Origin of the sequence: Chitinophaga sp. 22308, from assembly GCF_052045305.1 — a bacterium.
In the GTDB taxonomy this organism is placed as follows: domain Bacteria; phylum Bacteroidota; class Bacteroidia; order Chitinophagales; family Chitinophagaceae; genus Chitinophaga; species Chitinophaga varians_A.
The window spans coordinates 1,192,853-1,211,777 of sequence record NZ_JBQEOP010000002.1; the positions used below are offsets into that span (position 1 = coordinate 1,192,853).

The 18,925-nt window shown below is 45.1% G+C and carries 12 protein-coding genes; 10 read left to right on the top strand and 2 right to left on the bottom strand.

Features of this window, described 5'->3' with window-relative positions; translation table 11 throughout:
- Nucleotides 1-17 precede the first annotated feature (17 nt).
- Both ACTJJS_RS11685 and ACTJJS_RS11690 read right to left on the bottom strand, forming a co-directional pair.
- Complete coding sequence (locus ACTJJS_RS11685; protein ID WP_168737415.1) at nucleotides 18-533, bottom strand: RNA polymerase sigma-70 factor; 516 nt, start codon at nucleotides 531-533, stop codon at nucleotides 18-20.
- A gap of 432 nt (nucleotides 534-965) precedes the next feature.
- Entirely contained in the window at nucleotides 966-3,002 is a 2,037-nt protein-coding gene (locus tag ACTJJS_RS11690; protein WP_168737414.1) for a glycoside hydrolase family 65 protein, read from the bottom strand.
- 416 nt (nucleotides 3,003-3,418) lie between these two features.
- On the opposite strand from ACTJJS_RS11690, the gene ACTJJS_RS11695 reads away from it, so the two are divergent.
- The 10 genes from ACTJJS_RS11695 (at nucleotide 3,419) to ACTJJS_RS11740 (ending at nucleotide 18,809) form a co-directional block, all read left to right on the top strand.
- Nucleotides 3,419-3,994: an RNA polymerase sigma factor gene (locus ACTJJS_RS11695; protein WP_168737413.1), complete on the top strand. Its 576-nt coding sequence runs from the start codon at nucleotides 3,419-3,421 to the stop codon at nucleotides 3,992-3,994.
- Between the two features lie 167 nt (nucleotides 3,995-4,161).
- On the top strand, nucleotides 4,162-5,352 hold the full coding sequence (locus ACTJJS_RS11700) for a FecR family protein (RefSeq protein ID WP_168737412.1): 1,191 nt from the start codon (nucleotides 4,162-4,164) through the stop codon (nucleotides 5,350-5,352).
- A 234-nt stretch (nucleotides 5,353-5,586) separates the two neighbouring features.
- Complete coding sequence (locus tag ACTJJS_RS11705) at nucleotides 5,587-8,925, top strand: TonB-dependent receptor (RefSeq protein ID WP_168737411.1); 3,339 nt, start codon at nucleotides 5,587-5,589, stop codon at nucleotides 8,923-8,925.
- Nucleotides 8,926-8,959: 34 nt separating this feature from the next.
- On the top strand, nucleotides 8,960-10,759 hold the full coding sequence (locus ACTJJS_RS11710) for a RagB/SusD family nutrient uptake outer membrane protein (protein ID WP_168737410.1): 1,800 nt from the start codon (nucleotides 8,960-8,962) through the stop codon (nucleotides 10,757-10,759).
- 20 nt (nucleotides 10,760-10,779) lie between these two features.
- Complete coding sequence (locus ACTJJS_RS11715; protein ID WP_168737409.1) at nucleotides 10,780-11,502, top strand: DUF3823 domain-containing protein; 723 nt, start codon at nucleotides 10,780-10,782, stop codon at nucleotides 11,500-11,502.
- 58 nt (nucleotides 11,503-11,560) lie between these two features.
- Nucleotides 11,561-13,141, top strand: coding sequence for a beta-N-acetylhexosaminidase (locus ACTJJS_RS11720; protein ID WP_168737408.1), 1,581 nt, complete (start codon nucleotides 11,561-11,563; stop codon nucleotides 13,139-13,141).
- A 94-nt stretch (nucleotides 13,142-13,235) separates the two neighbouring features.
- Nucleotides 13,236-14,375: an acyltransferase family protein gene (locus tag ACTJJS_RS11725; protein ID WP_168737407.1), complete on the top strand. Its 1,140-nt coding sequence runs from the start codon at nucleotides 13,236-13,238 to the stop codon at nucleotides 14,373-14,375.
- A gap of 486 nt (nucleotides 14,376-14,861) precedes the next feature.
- Nucleotides 14,862-15,374, top strand: coding sequence for a hypothetical protein (locus tag ACTJJS_RS11730; protein ID WP_168737406.1), 513 nt, complete (start codon nucleotides 14,862-14,864; stop codon nucleotides 15,372-15,374).
- Nucleotides 15,353-16,966, top strand: coding sequence for a discoidin domain-containing protein (locus ACTJJS_RS11735; protein ID WP_168737405.1), 1,614 nt, complete (start codon nucleotides 15,353-15,355; stop codon nucleotides 16,964-16,966). The genes ACTJJS_RS11730 and ACTJJS_RS11735 overlap by 22 nt, the downstream gene beginning before the upstream one ends.
- Nucleotides 16,967-16,991: 25 nt before the next feature.
- Nucleotides 16,992-18,809, top strand: coding sequence for a hypothetical protein (locus tag ACTJJS_RS11740; RefSeq protein ID WP_440663817.1), 1,818 nt, complete (start codon nucleotides 16,992-16,994; stop codon nucleotides 18,807-18,809).
- Nucleotides 18,810-18,925 lie beyond the last annotated feature (116 nt).

Genomic DNA, 18,925 nt, shown 5'->3' on the forward strand with positions numbered 1-18,925 from the left:
AATAATTCAAAGAAAATTTATGGCGTAGCTTTAACGAAAATTCTTAGGAATTTTAGCGCCTTCCAAAGTTGGTTATTCACTGTTTTAATGGATATACCCAGGTTGTCAGCGACCTCCTGGTTGCTGAAATTACCGATACGACTTAATAGAAAGACCTCTTTGCATTTAGTGGGAAGCTGCTCAATCCCTTTTTCTAACAATTCTTTATAATTTATGAGTTCTCCTTCACCTGTTTCTGCCTCTGCCGGTAACGCTGCTTCTATGTCCATGTTCGTGAGGCTGTACACAGGGCGGCATTGTCCACGGTAGAGGTGGTTAAGGCAATTATTGCGAACAGCGGTATAAAGGTAAAATTTTATACCTGCAACCATCAGGAGGTCTTTGCGGGTTTCCCATATTTTCACGAAAATATCCTGTACAATATCTTCGCACACCTCCTTTTCCTTTATGAAACTGAAGGCATATTTACAAAGTGGCTTATAATACTGTTCGAAAACTTGCTGAAAGTGTCTGTAAAGTTTCTCTGTGCTCACTGATGAAGTTTATAAATATAATACTTAGTAATCATATATTTGCGGCCGGAGATGTATAGCAGATTTTATTCGGAAATTCCTCCTGTAATCTATAAACGCACGACGATTGATTACCCCCTATCGCTTTAAATGAAAAAGTACACGGTGCGATCGTAAAGAGGGGCAGATATTACAGCGCAAACCACAGGTCTTCTCAGGTTTACTTTTCAGGAACTCTCTTCCTTAGACATAACACCGGTCAATTACATTTGACCCATTGAATAGCCGATATATTGGGGAAAAATATTTTCTGGTCGGCAGGAAAGTGGAGACTGCGATTTTTGCCCTTTTGCTGTTACTATGGCACTTGGGGGAAGTTCCTTCTAAATGAAAAGACCGGCAGAGCCGGTCTCCAACATGGTAAGGGAAAATTATCCCTTTGGGCTCTTTTTACTATTTCCGTTCAAAAGTTTTCTTCTCAGTGCCGGCTCCGGTGATGGTGAGTTTTTTCCATCCTTCCGGCAGCACGGAGTATATCTGTCTGATGCCATTGTCAGTAATGTCCAATCCGGCAAATCCCATCAGAACACTTTGTAATATTCCTCCCGCGCCGGTGGCAAAGTAGGGATTGGTACCTCCTTTTGTTTCTGCGATCACGCGAAAGGGCGGTAAGAGGTTAGGTTCATAGGATTCTTTGAACCAATGCGCTGCTTTACGGGAATCTCCAAGACGACTGTAGAGTAGTGCAAACACGGCCTGCGTCATGGCGGGTGTGCCTTCGTCAGGTACTCTTGTTTCGTAGTAGGCAAGGTCTTTCTTTATCTGCGCAGTATCCGTTATTGTTTTCAGCGGGTATGCCAGCAGGTTCACATCACCTTGTTTGATAGGTTCGCCCTTGTAGGTGGCGTGTTCTCTTGTTACGCCGTTGTCGAGGCTTAATAACGGTATGTTGGCGGCTACATGTTGCCAGTCGGGATCTGCGTTTGTATTAAGCAGTCGGGCTGCTTCGGTGGCAAACACAAGATTGGCTTTAGCCGCGGCATTGGTAAAGGCATTGTTGTCTACATTCTCCGCCCACTCATCCGCAGCCACTACGTTGTTGATGTTATAATGTCCCGGGCCATCGCGCTCCACGCGGCTGCTCCAGAAATCAGCGGTATGCTTTAATATAGGCCAGCCTTTTTCCCGCAGCCATGCCGTATCTTTTGTTACCAGGAAATAATTCCATGCAGCTATGGCCACATCGGCAGTGATATGATGTTCGAAGGGACCGCTCAGCGCCCATACCGGCGTTTCTTCCGCGCCGCTGCCGGCGCTTTCCCACGGATACATAGCTCCCTTAAAGCCTTTGGCAAAAGCATTGCGCTTTGCCTGTTCCAATCGCTGATAACGGTATTCTATCATAGATTTGGCCAGTTCAGGGTGTAGTACCAGCAATGCCGGGTACATCCACAGGTCGGTATCCCAGAATACGTGGCCGTTGTATCCCAGGCCGCTGAGTCCCATAGGGGAGGGCGATAGCGCGCTGTTCTCACGTATAAACGAATACAGGTGATATAACATACTATGTACATCCTGCTGCGCCTGTGCTGCCCCCTCTATGCGAATATCACTCTTCCATAGCTCTTCCCACGCCTTGTTGTGTAGTTTCAGCAGGCGTTCACGGCCTTCGAGCCTGGCATACAGGGTTAAACGTTCGGCCTGGTTCAGCGGATCGTCATCGTGTGCGGATGTGATGGAAGAACCTGCAATAGAGAAGCGGTAAGTTTCCCCAGCATGCAGTGTTTTACTGAACTTCATCAGGTGCATGCTGTTGTCCCACATTTCGTGAACTACCCTGGGTTCCTTACCATGAGGCTCACTGAAAAGGAAAGTATTGCTGGCACAAAGCTGCAGTTTTCCTGTAGGGCTTTTTGCTGATGAGCTCAGGAGGCTGATAAGGACATGGGGCCGGTCTATTTCATTATAATAGTTTTGTACATCTTTCAGCGCATCGGGCGCTTCCAGTACACTGCCTGCTGTAATCGTAATGGATTTCCCGGCAGTGATGCTCACATCCATCAGCACGGTGAAAGGAAGATGGCGCAGCGCATAATAGGTGTAGGTAATGGTAGCTTTATCACCGTAATCGAACGACGTGGAAAAACTGCCATGCTGCATATCAAGCTCCTGTCGCATATGCCGGACAGCAGCGCCCTCAATATTCTGGTTGTCTATGCTCATACGCATGTTCAGTAGGTTAAAGCTGCGCAGAAAATTACTTACCCGTCCCCGTCCATACAGATCATAGGCTCCTGCCAGCACAACATCTTTTACTTTAAAAGGTTCGGGTGAAGATACAAGGCCAATCATGCCGTTAGCTACTGTGACGCCGTAGTAACTCGCCGGATTGATGTTGTCGGTACGTATCTTCCAGGGATGCTGGGCATTTGCAAGTAATGTAACTCCCATCAGTACAACAATCAGGCTGAGTTTTTGGATGCTGTTCATAATTAATAACCATATTTAGCGTACACAATATATACTTATGTTACCGGTTGAGGGATAAGTTATGCGAAAATATAAAATTAAAAATAGAAAGGAACCCTGCTTACACTTATCCGAAAATGATGCCTCGTACAATGGTTTGAATCGCAATCTCTATCGGCCATCGTTCAAATATCGCTGAAGGCATGTATACCCCATACAACAACCTCGATGGTTGCACCCGGTGCGCATGAATGGAGGAGTTGGTAGACGCCGGCGGTAATAGGGTGCCTATAAAAAAACATCCATGCCTTAATATTATTTTAAGAAATTTCATTACCTTAACATCGCACTTTAATACCAGTTACCTAAAAAGTAGCAACCAAATCTTTTGCCAGATCCTGGGTTAATAAATTTCCCCTTCTGAGAACAAGTAGCTCGTGAAGCCCAACAGAGAGACATATGATACTTATAGTGACAATGATTTGCTATTGCTGCTCCGCAATAGCGACGAGCAGGCTTTTGCTGCACTATATGACCGGTATTGGGACAAGGTTTTTTATATGGCCATGCAAAGATTGAAGATAGCCAGTTGTGCAGAAGATGCTGTACAAGATGTTTTTGCAGACATTTGGAAACGTCGAGGCGAACTGGAAGTGAAAAATAGTTTTCCCGCTTATCTCGCCGTTGCAGTGAAATACCGGATAATCAATATCCAGGCTAAAATGAACCATGCTACACGCTACGGGCAGGAAATTATCCGAAACATCGACGTCTCATGCTCAAGCCAGGAAGAATGGCTTGACTTTAAAGAATTGCAACAACGCCTGGAAACTCATATTGCCTCCCTGCCTGAGAAAGCAAGAATAGCTTTTCAACTTAATCATAAAGGAGGGTTACGCCATAAAGAAATAGCCCGCGTAATGCAAGTGTCTGAAAAGGCCGTTGAACGAAGTATTGCCCGCGCCATTCAATCATTGATGAACTCTTTCAGGCATTTTACCAGCTTCTTTTGATATTTCCCCGCTTTCTGAAATTTTAAGTTGATTTTTAATAACTTACAAATAAAGGAACACTTTCATTAAAATATTACCCCAAAAAAAAGCAAAAAACAAGGGGGGATTTTTATTCCCTGATTGACTTCCTATTAACAGGGGCTTCCGGAAAACTTCCCTTCAGCGAGATGAGTGCTTTCAATAATCAAGAACACGACCATAACAGGAGATACAGTGAATTAGCCAGGAAGTGGTTAAAGGGAACGCTTACTCCAGAGGAAGAGCGGGAGTATAATGACTGGTATGACAGCGTATCAGACGATAAAGAGATTAAGATGGAGCCGGATTTTGCCGCTTCCAGACAACAGCTGAAAAGGCGGATCTTTGTGAAGATTTCCCGGATTGCCGACTTGCATCGTCCTGCCTTATCCATTCAAAAAAGGAAGAAATTATACTTTGCCGCGGCTTCTGTGGTGTTGCTTTTTATAGCTATTTCTTTTTACCGGTATAGTAGCAGTAAGGATTCCATGCAGGATCCTGAAACCCTGACAGAGAGTCCATATTTCAAAAATGACATTGCCCCCGGTGTAAACAAAGCTATTCTTACATTATCAAACGGGAGAAAGATAACGCTTGATGATTCAACAAGCGGTATGCTGGCTGACGAAGGCGGTGCCCGGATCGTCAAATCCGGCAAAGATGGTGTTACCTATGAAGAAGGAAAGGGGGCCGTCACTGTTGTGAATAATACGGTAACCACGCCCCGTGGATCCCAATACCGGCTCACTTTACCCGATGGTACGAAGGTATGGCTGAATGCATCGTCGTCGATAACTTTCCCTACGTTGTTCCAGACGAGAGAAAGAGCCGTAAAAGTATCGGGGGAGGCATACTTTGAAGTAGCTAAAAATGCTGCACAACCTTTTATTGTATCCGTTGGTAACATGCAGGTAAGTGTGTTGGGTACGCATTTCAACGTCAATGCCTATGCTGATGAAAATACAATCCGGACCACGCTGCTGGAGGGAAGCGTCAAAATAATAGAAACGTTCACCCAACATGGAAGAATAATTGTTCCCGGTGAGCAGTCAAGGTTGGATAAAATGGGAAATATAAGCGTAGAAAAAGTAAATACTGAAGAAATCATTGCCTGGAAAGATGGATTTTTCCGCTTTCATAGAACCGATATTGCCACATTGATGCGCCAGATAAGCCGCTGGTATAATGTTGATGTGCAATATGAAGGTGCGCCGGCAAAGGATCTGTTTACCGGCACTGTGCCAAGGACATTACCCCTTTCAGAGCTCCTGATGGTATTGCAACATGCAAATATCCGTTTCAAAATAGAGGGGAATAAATTAACTGTTTTATCCCTATAATTTTTTTATCAAAATCAAACAGACAGATGTATACATGACTTCATGGACGCCTTATGCAAATAAAAATCCCAGTGTTGACAGCACCGGGACGTTAAAAGGCGTAAACAAGATTTAATCAGACCTTCTTATTATCAGCCTTAATCTATCAAAGATATGCAATTTCTTATCACGAAATTTGTATTATTATTTTATTTAATACAAATATTGGTAAAACGATCCACGTTCCTTTTATTCATGAAACTCACAGCTCTCCTGCTTGTCATTGCCTGCCTGCAATCCAGGGCCTCAACCGGTCAGGTCATCACTATTAAAGTGAAGAATGCAAAATTAAGCGAGGTATTCTCCAGAATACAGCAACAATCCGGCTACTTTTTTTTCTATAATGAAACACATATTCAGAATGCCAGGCCGGTTACGGCAGACATTAATAATCAATCGTTGAAAACAGCGCTGGATATATGTTTTGCAGGTCAGCCCCTCACCTACAAAATCGTTAACAAAATGATCGTGGTCGGGGAGGCCCCGGCATTGCCCTTTTCCCCTACTATTCACAACGTCACCCCTCCAGCCAGGATTTCGGGTAAGGTCACAGATTCAGTCGGGCGTCCGGTTATTGGGGCTACCGTTTTTATAAAAGGGACCAAAACAGGTACTGTGACCAAAGACGACGGAACTTTCTTCCTGGAATCACCGGAACCCGCCGGCATACTTATTATTTCCTCCATAGGGTTTAAACAGCGGGAAATAGCCTTTTCAGGCAGTAATTATTTACAGGTCATACTGGCTGTTTCAGAAAATAAATTAGAAGACCTGGTGGTAGTGGCATATGGAAAGCAACGGAAAACAACCCTCACGGGATCAGTAGCGCAGATCAGCGGCGTCGAAATAGCAAAAGCGCCTGTTGCCAATGTTATCAATGGTTTACAGGGGCGCCTGCCGGGTTTAACGTTTCGCCAGGGCGGCGGTCAGCCCGGAGACGATGTAGCGAAGTTTAATATAAGGGGATTTGGATCTCCTCTGACAATTGTTGACGGCGTTCCATCCGACATCGCCCAGATTGATCCTAATGAAATTGAAAGCTTTACCATTTTGAAAGACGGCGCTGCCGCTATGTATGGCTTCAAAGGCGCAAATGGCGCAATACTTATTACTACCAGGAGAGGGAAAACAGGGGAGCCAGTGGTTGCGCTAAATGCTTACACAGGCATCCAGGGTATCACAAGATACCCCAGGTTAATGAATGCGGGGGAATTCACTGAACTCATGGATGAAGCGAGCGTAAATGCAGGGAATGCGCCAATTTACGGAGCGAAAGAGGTGCAGAAATGGAAAATGGGAGTTGACTCCGGTTACAAGAGCACAGACTGGTATAACGAAGTATTTAGAAAATGGGCCACTATGAACAATGTTAATCTCAATATACAGGGTGGCACGGAGAAGGTAAAGTACTTTGTTTCAGGCGGGATGTTAGACCAGCAGGGGTTACTTCGCTCAGGAGATGTGAAGTTCAGGCGTTATAATTTTCGGAGTAATATCAGTATGCAGATTAATAAAAGATTGACTGCAGAATTAAACCTGGGGGGCAGAAAGGAAAACAGGTTTTCCCCTAACGCCCCTATACCTGGCACCGATGCCATTAACATCGTCAATGTTATTCAGCGGTCTTATCCTATAACGCCGGTATATGCCAACAACGATCCCAATTACTTTGCGGTTACAAATGTTCAGGTAAATCCTGCTGCCATGGCCCAGGCCGCCTATTCTGGCTATAACAATAGCGTCTGGGATGTTTTTACTGGTATTGGCACTTTAACATATAGTATCCCGTATATTGAAGGATTGAATGCCAGACTTTCCTTCAACTATGAATCGAATAATAACAGGTATTCGACCTGGAGCAAACAGTATTTCCTGTACAGCTATGATCCCACAACAAAAAAGTATACCCCCACTTACACCGGAAATGCGCCTTCCACCTTAAAGCAGGGTTATTCACAGGGAGGGACCACTTCCAATGTACAACTTTCGCTTAATTACGATCATACCTTCAACGGCGCCCATCACTTTACAGGTTTGTTGCTGCTGGAGAGAAGAAAAACCAATTCTACCGGCATACAGGGATCGAAGCAGTTTACCGTTGATGCTATACCCAATCTGGACCTGGGCAACGCTGCCAATCAAACCACAGGGACTTACCAGCTCGGTCAAAGCGCGTACCAGGGCTATGTAGGTCGTATCAACTACGACTATAAGGCTAAATACCTGTTAGAGTTGGGAGGAAGATATGATTACTCTTACAAATTCTTAAATGGTGCTTTCTTCCCGGAAATTTCTGCCGGTTGGGTGATCAATAAAGAACCATTTTTTAACTTCGCCTTCCTGAGTAATTTGAAATTGCGTGCTTCCTGGGCGAAGGTGGCAGATGACGGTTCATTCGACGAATTTAAATATCTGAGTGGGTACAACTATCCCAGCGGTAACTATATTTTCTCGGGCAGTACAGTTGTTAATGGTCTGCAAGTAGGTACTCTTGCCAATCCACGCCTTTCATGGCAAACAGCTAATATCTTTAATGCAGCGCTTGACTTTGGATTATTTGACAATACTATTACCGGTACCTTTGAAGTATTCTACAGAAATGTGACAGGTATTCCGGCCTATCCTGCCGCCTCCTTTCCCAGCATTGCCGCGATACCCGTAGCCCAGCAGAATCTGAACAGCACCAATAACAGGGGATTTGAACTGGAGCTGGGATATTATAAACGGATAGGTGACTTTGTATTAAATGTAAGTCCCAATATATCATGGACCCGGGGCAGGAATGCATATATAGAACAACCTCCTTACGGGAGCGCAAGTGAGAACTATCTGAATAATACCGCTTACAGATGGCAAAATAGGTTAACTGGTTACCATGCCATCGGCCAGTTTCAGTCACAGGAAGAAATAAATCGTTCTCCTGTACAGGACAGCCGTGGTAATGCAACCTTACATCCCGGTGATATTAAATACGAAGATATAAATGGAGATGGTGTAATTGATAGCCGGGATCAAACAGTAATAGGCAGGGGCGACTACCCCGAACTTCAATATGGACTTGCCTTGAATGCAAGTTATAAGGGTATTGACGTCTCCCTGCTGTTTGCAGGCGCAGGCAATTTTAATGTGAATTACAGCGGCGTGCTGCAAAATCCCTTTTGGAATAACGCTAATTCCTATGCCTATTTTACTGATCGTTGGCATCGTGAAGATATATATAATCCGAACAGTCCCTGGGTACCTGGAAAATTCCCGGCTACCATCATAAGCGGCAATCCAAATAACAGGTTAACCTCCAGCTTCTGGCTGCAAAAAGGCACCTATCTGCGCCTGAAAACCGTACAGATTGGCTATGCCATTCCAAAGAAAATATTGGCAAAATCAGGTATAAAAAGTTTACGGTTCTTTGCTTCAGGTCAGAATGTATTTACTATCACCGGAGTAAAATATCTTGACCCCGAAGTTGGTGATGCTGAAGCGGCGTATTACCCTCAGCAGAGAACATTTGTATTTGGAATAAATGCAAAATTTTAGGTTTAAAATCCTTCATTTTATATTCAGTAAAGTCATGAAACGTACATATATATTATGCCTGATTTGGATGACCATACTTTTGGCCTGTAACAAAGACTTTGTGAGGCTTCAGCCTCAGGACCTGATAGCGGACAACCAGGCTTATGCTTCTTCTGCTGCTGTGCAGGCCCTTGTTGCGGCGCTCTATAACGATCTCTCCGGCGCCGGATACGAAGATTTTACCTACGGGCAGGGAAGCAACTATATGAGTGTTTGGACAGACGAAGCCGTTCAGTCTTATGCCTGGTCGGATCCGTCAATCATTGGCGTGATACCTAATGGACAATTTGGGAATTGGTGGCCGTATGATCTTATACGCCGGCAAAACGACTTTATTGCCAAAATCGTTAATGCCACAAATCTGGGAGCCGCTGACCGCAATCAATATTTGCAGGAAGTACGGTTCCTCCGCGCGCTCACGTATTTCGGATTGGTTAAACGCTATGGAGGCGTACCATTGGTTACCAAAGTACTGACCACCGCTGACAATCTGAAAATACCAAGAAGTACAGCGCAACAGATTTATGATTTTGTTGCCAGTGAGTTAGATGATATTATTGGCAGTAATGGATTACAGGCTGGCGGACCACTCAGAGTCACTAACGCTGCCGCCCTTGCGTTGAAATGCAGAGCAATGTTATATGCCGCCTCAGAAGCCAAATATGGGCATGTGCAGCTGAATGGTCTGGTAGGTATCCCCTCATCTATGGCAAACACATATTGGCAAAAAGCGTATGAAGCAGCCAGGGCTATTATTACATCTGACAAATTTAAGTTATTTCAGGGCAGCAGCGATCCGGCCAAAAATTTTCAATTATTGTTCAATGGCCGGGATGCTGCCACCAATCCGGAAGCCATTCTGGCTGAAGCCTATTCATTACCAAACAGAGGACATAGTTTCGACTACTATAATTCCCCTCAAAGCTTTAGGGTTGACTATGGCAACTCTGTGAATCCTGTGATTGAGCTGGTTGAAGAGTTCGAATATACAGATGGCACACCGGGTAAACTAAAAATAGTAGACGACAGAGGCAACCCGATCAGGTATAACAATCCGGCCGATCTGTTTAAAGGAAAGGATCCGCGTTTTTTCGCATCCATTCAGTATCCTGGTGCTGAGTGGCATGCCAATAAAGACCCTCAGGGTGGATATATTGAGTTAAGAAGAGGAATTGTGAACGGAACTGACACACTCATTAACGAGGATCTGACCAAAACTTATGGTACTGCTCCATATACAATTGCATTCACAGGGAAAGACGGACCTACTACAACAGCAGATCCAACAAAATCTGGTTTCTATCAGAAGAAATACCTGATAGAAGATGCGAACTTTACGCCAAATGATGGACAGTCACACCAGCCGTGGCTCGTATTCAGGTATGGTGAAGTGTTGCTGAATTTTGCGGAAGCGGCTGTGGAGCTGGGAAAACCAGGTGATGCTTTATCCGCTATTAACCAGATAAGAGCCAGGGCCGGAATAAAGTTACTATCAATGGTTGGCCTCAGTCAGGTGAGACATGAACGGCGGGTGGAGCTGGCTTTTGAGAACCATCGTTACTGGGATTTACGGAGATGGCATATTGCAGACCAGGTGTTAAATGCCACCACATTCCACGCACTCTTTCCCTGGTTAAACTGGAAAGCAAATACCAATCCGGCACAAATGCAATACACGTTCACCATTGCTCCCATACCTGTTAAACCCGGTCGTACTTTTCCACCACGGCTGTACTATGAGCAAATTGACGTCAGTGGAGCAAATAGCTACCTGGCGCAAAATCCAGGTTATTGAGTGTCTTAAAATTTAAAAATATGAACCAAAATAAAATCCTTTTTTACCTGATATTCCTTGCCGCATGTATACAGAGCGGTTGTAGTAATAAGCTGGATAACTATGAGCCTCCCCGGGCATCCCTGTCTGGCGCAATAATAGACAGCAGAACGAACGACACCGTTCCTATGGCGAGCAGTATAGGACAGGGAGGCATACTTAATTTGTTTCAGATGAACTACAGTTCAACAGCATCTGGTGCTATTGGAAGCAACTTTCTTACCAACGGAACATATAAAAATGCAAGTATTTTCTCCGGAACTTATAAGGTGGCGCCATCAGGACCATTCTATGCAGATACTATTATTGCGACTGTGAATGGAGATACGAAACTGGATCTCAAAGTACGCCCCTGGATTTATGTGACGTTGAAGACGGGTAATATAACCGACACCTCCGCAACTTTTACTTATAGTATCAAGAGCAATGACGCCGCTCAACAAATTGCTCAGGGGGGAGCATTTTTAAATACCGCTTCAGTTGTGGATGTTCAGGAATTCCGGGGGGTGAATAAGGGAGACACCCGGTACCGGAAAATACAGCCTGTAAATGGAGATACGACTATTACTGTAGTATTCACAGGGTTAGCTCCCAATACCACTTATTACATAAGGGCAGGCAGCAGCACTGCCACAAGCAGTATCAATCCGCAGAATTACTATAACTATTCTAAAATATATGCAATAAAAACGGCCGGCAAATAAACGAGCATTCATTTTGCCACAGTCTTAGCAATATTCAATAAACAAAAAAAAATATTTGATGAAACAATTATTTGCCTTTGGGGTATATGGGTGCATGCTACTGATTATCAGTATTCCTCTTCACGCGATCAACATTATACCTCAGCCAGCTGAAGTAAAAACCGGCACCGGCGTGTTCCAACTGACCAGCGCCACAGTCATAAACGCCGGCAACAATATTGTGGAAGCGCGTCAATTGCAACAGGCAATACAGGAAGCATCTGGCCTGAACATCCAATTGAAAACATCTTCGAAAAACAACTCTATTCGGCTGATTGTCGATGAAAAATTGAAAAAAGAACTCGGAGAGGAGGGCTACCTGTTGAAAGTAAATCCGGATAATATCTCTATCACTGCCCCTGCTTCAACTGGCATTTTTTACGGCATTCAATCCTTGCGCCAACTCATTCATGGTAATGGTAACACATATACGTTAAATGCGGTCAGTATCAAAGATAAGCCTCGCTTTTCGTGGAGAGCCTTCATGCTCGACGAAGGCAGATACTTCAAAGGCAGCACAGTCGTGAAGCGTCTGCTGGATGAAATGGCCTTGCTCAAGATGAACACTTTTCACTGGCACCTTACCGACGACCAGGGCTGGCGCATTGAGATACTCAAATATCCGCAGCTCACTGCCATCGGCAGCCACCGCGACTCTACGCAAATTGGCGGGGATGCTGACGGCAATACCTATGACAGTAAGCCTCATGGGGGCTTCTATACGCAGGCAGCCATCAAAGAAATCATCAATTACGCTGCTGAAAGACATATCACTGTTATCCCGGAAATAGAAATGCCAGGGCATAGCGCTGCAGCCATTGCTTCCTATCCCTGGCTCGGAACATCGCAAAAAAAAATCCGGGTACCATGCAAATTTGGCATACAATACGATGTATACAACGTAGCAGATCCAAAGGTAATTGCCTTTTTGCATGATGTTTTAGAGGAAGTGATCAACCTATTTCCTTCTAAAGTAATACACATAGGTGGGGATGAAGTGAAGTTTGACCAGTGGAAGGCAGATGCCGGCGTACAGGCTTACATGAAAGAACATCACATTGTGTCTCCTGGAGACCTCCAGATTGCGTTCACCAACGGGATATCCAACTTCCTGGCTGGCAAATACCGCAGGATGGCCGGATGGAATGAAATCATGAACAGCATGCTGGAGGATGTTGATGCCGGCAAGGTTTCCAACAGAGAAAAATTAGCGCCCGGCACTATTATACAGTTCTGGACAGGCGACCTTAAAATCATTGACCAGGCTGTTTCAAGAGGTTACGATGTGGTGAACTCCTTCAGTGAGTTTACCTACCTTGATTATTCCTACAAAGACATTTCCCTGGAAAAAGCCTATGGCTTTGATCCTATCCCCAAAGGGCTGGATCCAAAATATCATGCAAAAATACTCGGCACTGGCTGCCAGATGTGGGGCGAATGGATACCCGATGAAGCCAGTATGAATAAGCAGGTGTACCCAAGACTGGCCGCTTATGCGGAAGATGGCTGGACATTGGTTGCCAACAAAAATTTTGGCAATTTTTGCAAAGCACTGGAATATTTTTCTGCCAGATGGAACGTAAAATGGGACGTGAACTAATATGGCGATATCTGATCAGTCTCGTTCAGCTTCCGGGAAACAACGGCCCCAAAAATCAGATATTTCTTTTTTTAGCAACTTATTCAAATCACTAATGACGAAAGAATCCACTCAAATGAAAGGTACGCGCTTGTCCCATACTGTTGCGCCTGCAGAACGTATAGTTTCAATAGATGCGCTACGGGGTTTTGATATGTTTTGGATTGCGGGCGGCGGCCCTATGGTATATGAATTTTTCAAGCTTTTCGCCAACCCGCTTCCATCCTGGTTGGAAGAACAATTCGATCATGTTCCGTGGGAGGGTTTTGTTGCCTGGGACCTGATCATGCCGCTCTTTTTGTTTATCGTGGGGGCCGCCATGCCGTTTTCGATAGGGAAACGGCTGGCGCAGGGGGATGGTCGCCGCCGCATTTACCTGAAAGTCATTTATCGCGTGCTGCTATTGTGGGCGCTTGGCATGGTTGCCCAAGGCAATCTGCTTCATTTCCGCATGGACGACCTGCTGCTTTACAGCAACACCCTTCAGGCAATTGCGGCGGGCTACCTGATTTCCGCAATTGCATTGGTAGAGCTGCCGGTAAAAGGACAGGCTGTGCTGGCAGGCATTTTACTACTGATTTTTTGGGGGCTGATGCGTTTTGTACTGGTGCCGGGCCATGGAATTGGGGTGCTTTCGCCCGAGGGAAATCTGGCAATGTGGGTTGATCAGTCTCTGTTAGGCCGTTTTCGGGACGGTAATGATTACACCTGGATACTCAGCAGCATAGGATTCGGCGCTACGACGCTGATAGGCGTTCTGGCGGGCCATTTGCTACGCGCTCCGGGGCCTAAATTGCCCAAAGTGTTCTGGTTAATTATATCAGGTTTGGCCTGCCTGTTGGCAGGCTGGCTTTGGAGTTTTGAATTTCCAATCATCAAGCATATCTGGACCAGCTCGATGGTTTTGTGGGCGGGAGGCTGGAGCCTCTTGTTACTTGCATTATTTTATTGGGTGATAGACATTTTAGGCTTCCGGCGGTGGGCATTTGTCTTCATCATTATCGGCACAAATGCTATTGTAGCCTACATAGCGCCGGGTATCATCCCCTTTGGCGACATCAGTAATACCTTGTTCGCAGGTCTGGCAAAACATCTCGGGCAATTTGGTGGTTTTCTGCTGACCGCTGGCACTTTTGGCGTTCTCTGGCTCTTACTTTATTATATGTATCGCAATAAAACCTTCGTGCGGATATAACGTACTGCCCATGAAACCCTGGTCAGATAAGACGAATCGGTGCATGATTTTTCACCAAAAAAATGAATCTCTATGAGAATTTATGCATTGTTACTAGAGGTTATTTCATAAATACTATATAATTCTTCTCATCAGGATTAAAGCAAAAGCAAGATGAATAAGTGCTTGATAGCGTTCTATTTCTCTGTCATATCGTGCGATTACACGTTTGAAGGCATTGAGCCATGTAAAAAAAACGTTCTATCTTCCATCTGCGCTTGTATCTTCTAAGCTGACGACCATCCTGAGCTGCCATCTTAAAAAAAACGGGCGGGATTGTTGTAAACTGATTCTTTTTTACTTCAAAACGCTTTCATTTTTCAGATTTTTTCCGAAGAATAAAAAAAATCAGCTGTCGCATAGGAAGAATGTAGTCGATCGGTGTTTTATTAGTTTGGCAGATTCCTTTTATGACCTGGACCATATTTTTTAACGATCATACCTATTATGACCTGGACCATATTTTTAACGATCATACCTATGCTAAAAAGACATAAGCTATCGCTTTTGATGGTGCTTTTATTGCCTTTTATTACTTATGCTCAGGAAGGGATGCCTGTATTTGTCCGTCCTTGTGGTACAGAGATACTACAAAAGGAATGGCGAAAGAATTCTATTTTCCGGGGAAGGGAGCAAGCTGCCAACAAAGCTATCCTGCAAAGGCATTACATGGCCGCCCCTGGTCAACTGGCGCCTCCTCTGACTTTAGTTACATTACCTGTAGTTATACATATTGTGAATGAAGACCCAGACGCTTATTCTGATGCTGATGTCGCGGAATCAATAAAGATACTTAATGACGCATTCAGCGGGAAATTCTCTTATCCCGTAAGGACAAGCCGCGTATTCGATAAAAACAAACACTACCTTATCCCCCCTGCGGCGCTGGCCGCGGGGGATAACAACCTTTTATTATCTCACCTTAAACACATACATATATGTACCGTAAACTATTGTTGATTATACTTTTGAGTATTGGAGGGATGGGGTGTAACAAAGAAATGGTAAAGGAAACAGTGGCCCCGGATCCGAAAAATACTGCTAAACGCTCGCTCACAGAACGCTCGCTCACAGCAGGTGTGATAGGCTCCAGTGCTACCTATGATTCTATTCTCTGGAAAGTGGATACCGTAAAAAACGAAAATGCGTACAAGTTTGATCAGATGGCGGGCATCGACAGATACCAGGGGCAGCTCTATATACTCGGCGGAAACTGTGCTAGTTGGGATGGCGAGTATAATTTATGGGAGCTATGGAAAGGCGCTAATGTCAACAATGCCGTGAAGCAGTTGCAGCAGCCAAAACCTGCAGCTAACTTTCCTTACTATACTACGGAAGGAAACGACGACTGGTGTAACTATTGGCTGATGGGACTTTGGATAGATCCGTCTGATGGTAAATTCTACTCCATTGCCTACAGTGAATACAACTACATGAAAAAATGGGAAACCGAAGCAAAGGAACGGCGCATGGGGCTTGCTACGTCGGTTGACAATGGACAAACATGGACCTATCAGGGCGATATCATCACGCAGGACAAATCCATCCCACCGCCGCCGGGGCAAAAATATTACGGTGCGGGTGATCTTGATCTTTTCATTCCGGGCGATGGGTATGCGTATGTCTATTATAAAAAAGGCTTCTATTCAGATAGTTCGGGGCACAGAACGGAGCAGGATATTTGTGTGGCCAGGTGCCGGCTCAGTGATAAACTTGCACCGGGGTATTGGAAGAAATTCTACAACGGTAGCTGGGTGGAAGCCGGCATTGGTGGCCATGAAACCATCATTATACCGGACGTGAATATTGCCAATGTATGTTACAATAAATTCCTCAAAAAATATGTTTGCATTGGCAATGATACCGATGGTAAAACATTTATTTCTTTTGCCAATAGTATGCCAACACAGGATTGGAGCCCCAGGGATTTCGGTTTTCCGCAAATCTCCTGGTGGTACAACTGGTTTGTGAATGTAACCAACAATAACCAGCATGTCATGGGGCAGTCGTTCAAGCTCTATACAGCCGGGTTAAATCTGGTTACCAAGGCCCGGCACGGGTATGATTACCATATCGTGTTCGATATGAAAGAATATGACCGGACTGGTTGGGAAGTGATCGACTTTTCCTCTCAGGAGCCCTGGCCTTCAGCGCCGGAGGAAGGAGGTGCTGCTTATGTACTGGACAATAATCCATATACGTTTTGGTCTACCGCCGGGGTAAACGGGGAAGCGCCTTTTCCGCATCATATTACCATCGATACGAAATCGGCAAAATCGTTGCATGGTATTACATTTAAGAATCGCAAATTTGATATCGACTATTCCAGCGGCCAGCCCAAAGATATGCAGGTATTGGTGAGCGAGGATAACGTTAACTGGCAAACGGCGGCTACTTATACTAACATCGAAATACCGGAAGGCCCTGTGGATGAAAGCAAAACAAGGCTTTCATTTCCTGCAGCAGTGAATGCACGTTACCTGAAACTGGTGGTCACCGCTATTCACGGCACTAACAAGGTGTTGTACTTTTCTGAGATCGGTGCATTCTGATGATTTATCTTTAATAATTAACAAGATGAGAGTTACATTGATATCTTTTTTACTACTGGTCCTTAACAGCTCGTGTTTTGGCCAGCAGGATACTGTTGAGATAAACGTAACAGATTATGGCATCCATCCTGACAGCCGGGTCAATGTAGAACCGGAGATCAGGAAGCTGTTGAAAGAAAACAGGAACGCGCGCTACCTGAAACTGGTTTTTCCCCGTGGCAGGTACGACTTTTGTCCGAATAAAGATAGGGAGGATTTGTCCGACGCCCCCGTTGGGATTGAGATCCGCGACAGGTCGGGTGTATGCATCGACGGTCAGGGATCGGAGTTTGTATTTCATGAAAAGATGATGGCGTTCAACGTACAGAATGCGAAGGATATAACGCTCCGGAATTTCAGCATCGACTGGGACCGGCCTTTAATTTCGCAGGCGGAGATTGTGGGATACAGCGACACCTTTCTGGATCTGAAGATAGACAAAAACGAATATCCGTACGAGATAAAGAACGATACACTTTACTTTACAGGAGAGGAATGGAGAAGTAAGATTGGCACCAATTACAACAATATCTTCAATGCAGGTAATAAAGACCTCGTATACGAGACCACCGATAATCCTCTGGGGGAAATTTGGAACGCCACGGCTGAATTGCGTGAGAATGGGTTGGTACGGCTGCATTTCCCGCTTGAAAGGAAGCCGGAGCGCGGAACGCTGATTGCCCTTTACCACGACTATTACATCACCGATGGTATACAGCTGATGCAGAGCAGCCGGCTGTGGCTGGAGAAAATCAACATTTACCATGCCCTGAGTGCTGGGGTCAGCGCTTCCGAATGTGAAGACATCACCCTGAAGCAGGTGAATATCATAGCCAATGAAAAGAAAAATCGTGTATTCAGTACCGTAGCCGACGCCACGCATTTTAGTGGTTGTAAAGGCCGCATTGTGATCGACGGATGCACGGTAACCGGCGCGGGCGATGATTTTGTCAATATACATAGTATGTATGCCCCGGTAGTCGAAGTATTGAGCGATCATGAAGTGCTGCTGGCGCAGCATGATAGGTACATAGGCTTTGAGCAGGGCGAAAAAGCCTGGCGTGTGGATACAGCTACCATGCAGCGCAGGCAGATTTTATCCGTGGTAGGGCAGGAGGATGAATTGGAAAACGACGATGTTACAGGACACCGGATTAAGTTCAACGAGAATATCACCGGTATACTCAAAATTGGAGATCTGCTGGAAAATATAGACAAGAACCCGGATGTGGAGATCACCAATTGCCGCGTGATGAAGCGCCACCGCGCAAGGGGGATACTGGTAACCAGTCCAGGCAAAGTACGTATATCCAATAACTACTTCAATACTGCGGGCTCAGCCATCCTCATTGAAGGCGACCGGACCGTGTATTATGAATCAGGTGCAGTGAGGGATGTAGCTATTGAAAACAATGTCTTTGAGAACTGTTATACCTCCGAGTGGGGAGAAGGAGTTATTACCATTACACCATCTATCACTCCGAAAGATTCAGTCTCTCCGGCATATCATCACAACATCCGTATCACCGGTAATACCTTCAAGCATTACGATTATGCGTTGCTGTACGCCCGTTCCGTAGATACACTGGTGTTTTCATCTAACAAGATAATATATACGAATACGTATCCGCCATTTTCCCGTAAGGTGAATGTGTACCTCGATGGATGCCGGCATGTAACTATTGGCGATAATATTTGTGACGCAGCATTTCCGGGAAGGAATGTGTGGATTAAACGTATGAAGGAGACGGATTTGGGGCAGTTCGGAAGTAGCCCGTTGAAAGTATCTCCGGCGGAGGATTAGTCCGGCATACTAAACTTATCAGGATAAATTATTCTTCCTGCTAATTCCCCGGATAGTTTCGAACTTAATGAGGCTGTCTCAAAAGTAATTTTTACCCAATTTTATCCGGGTACCTG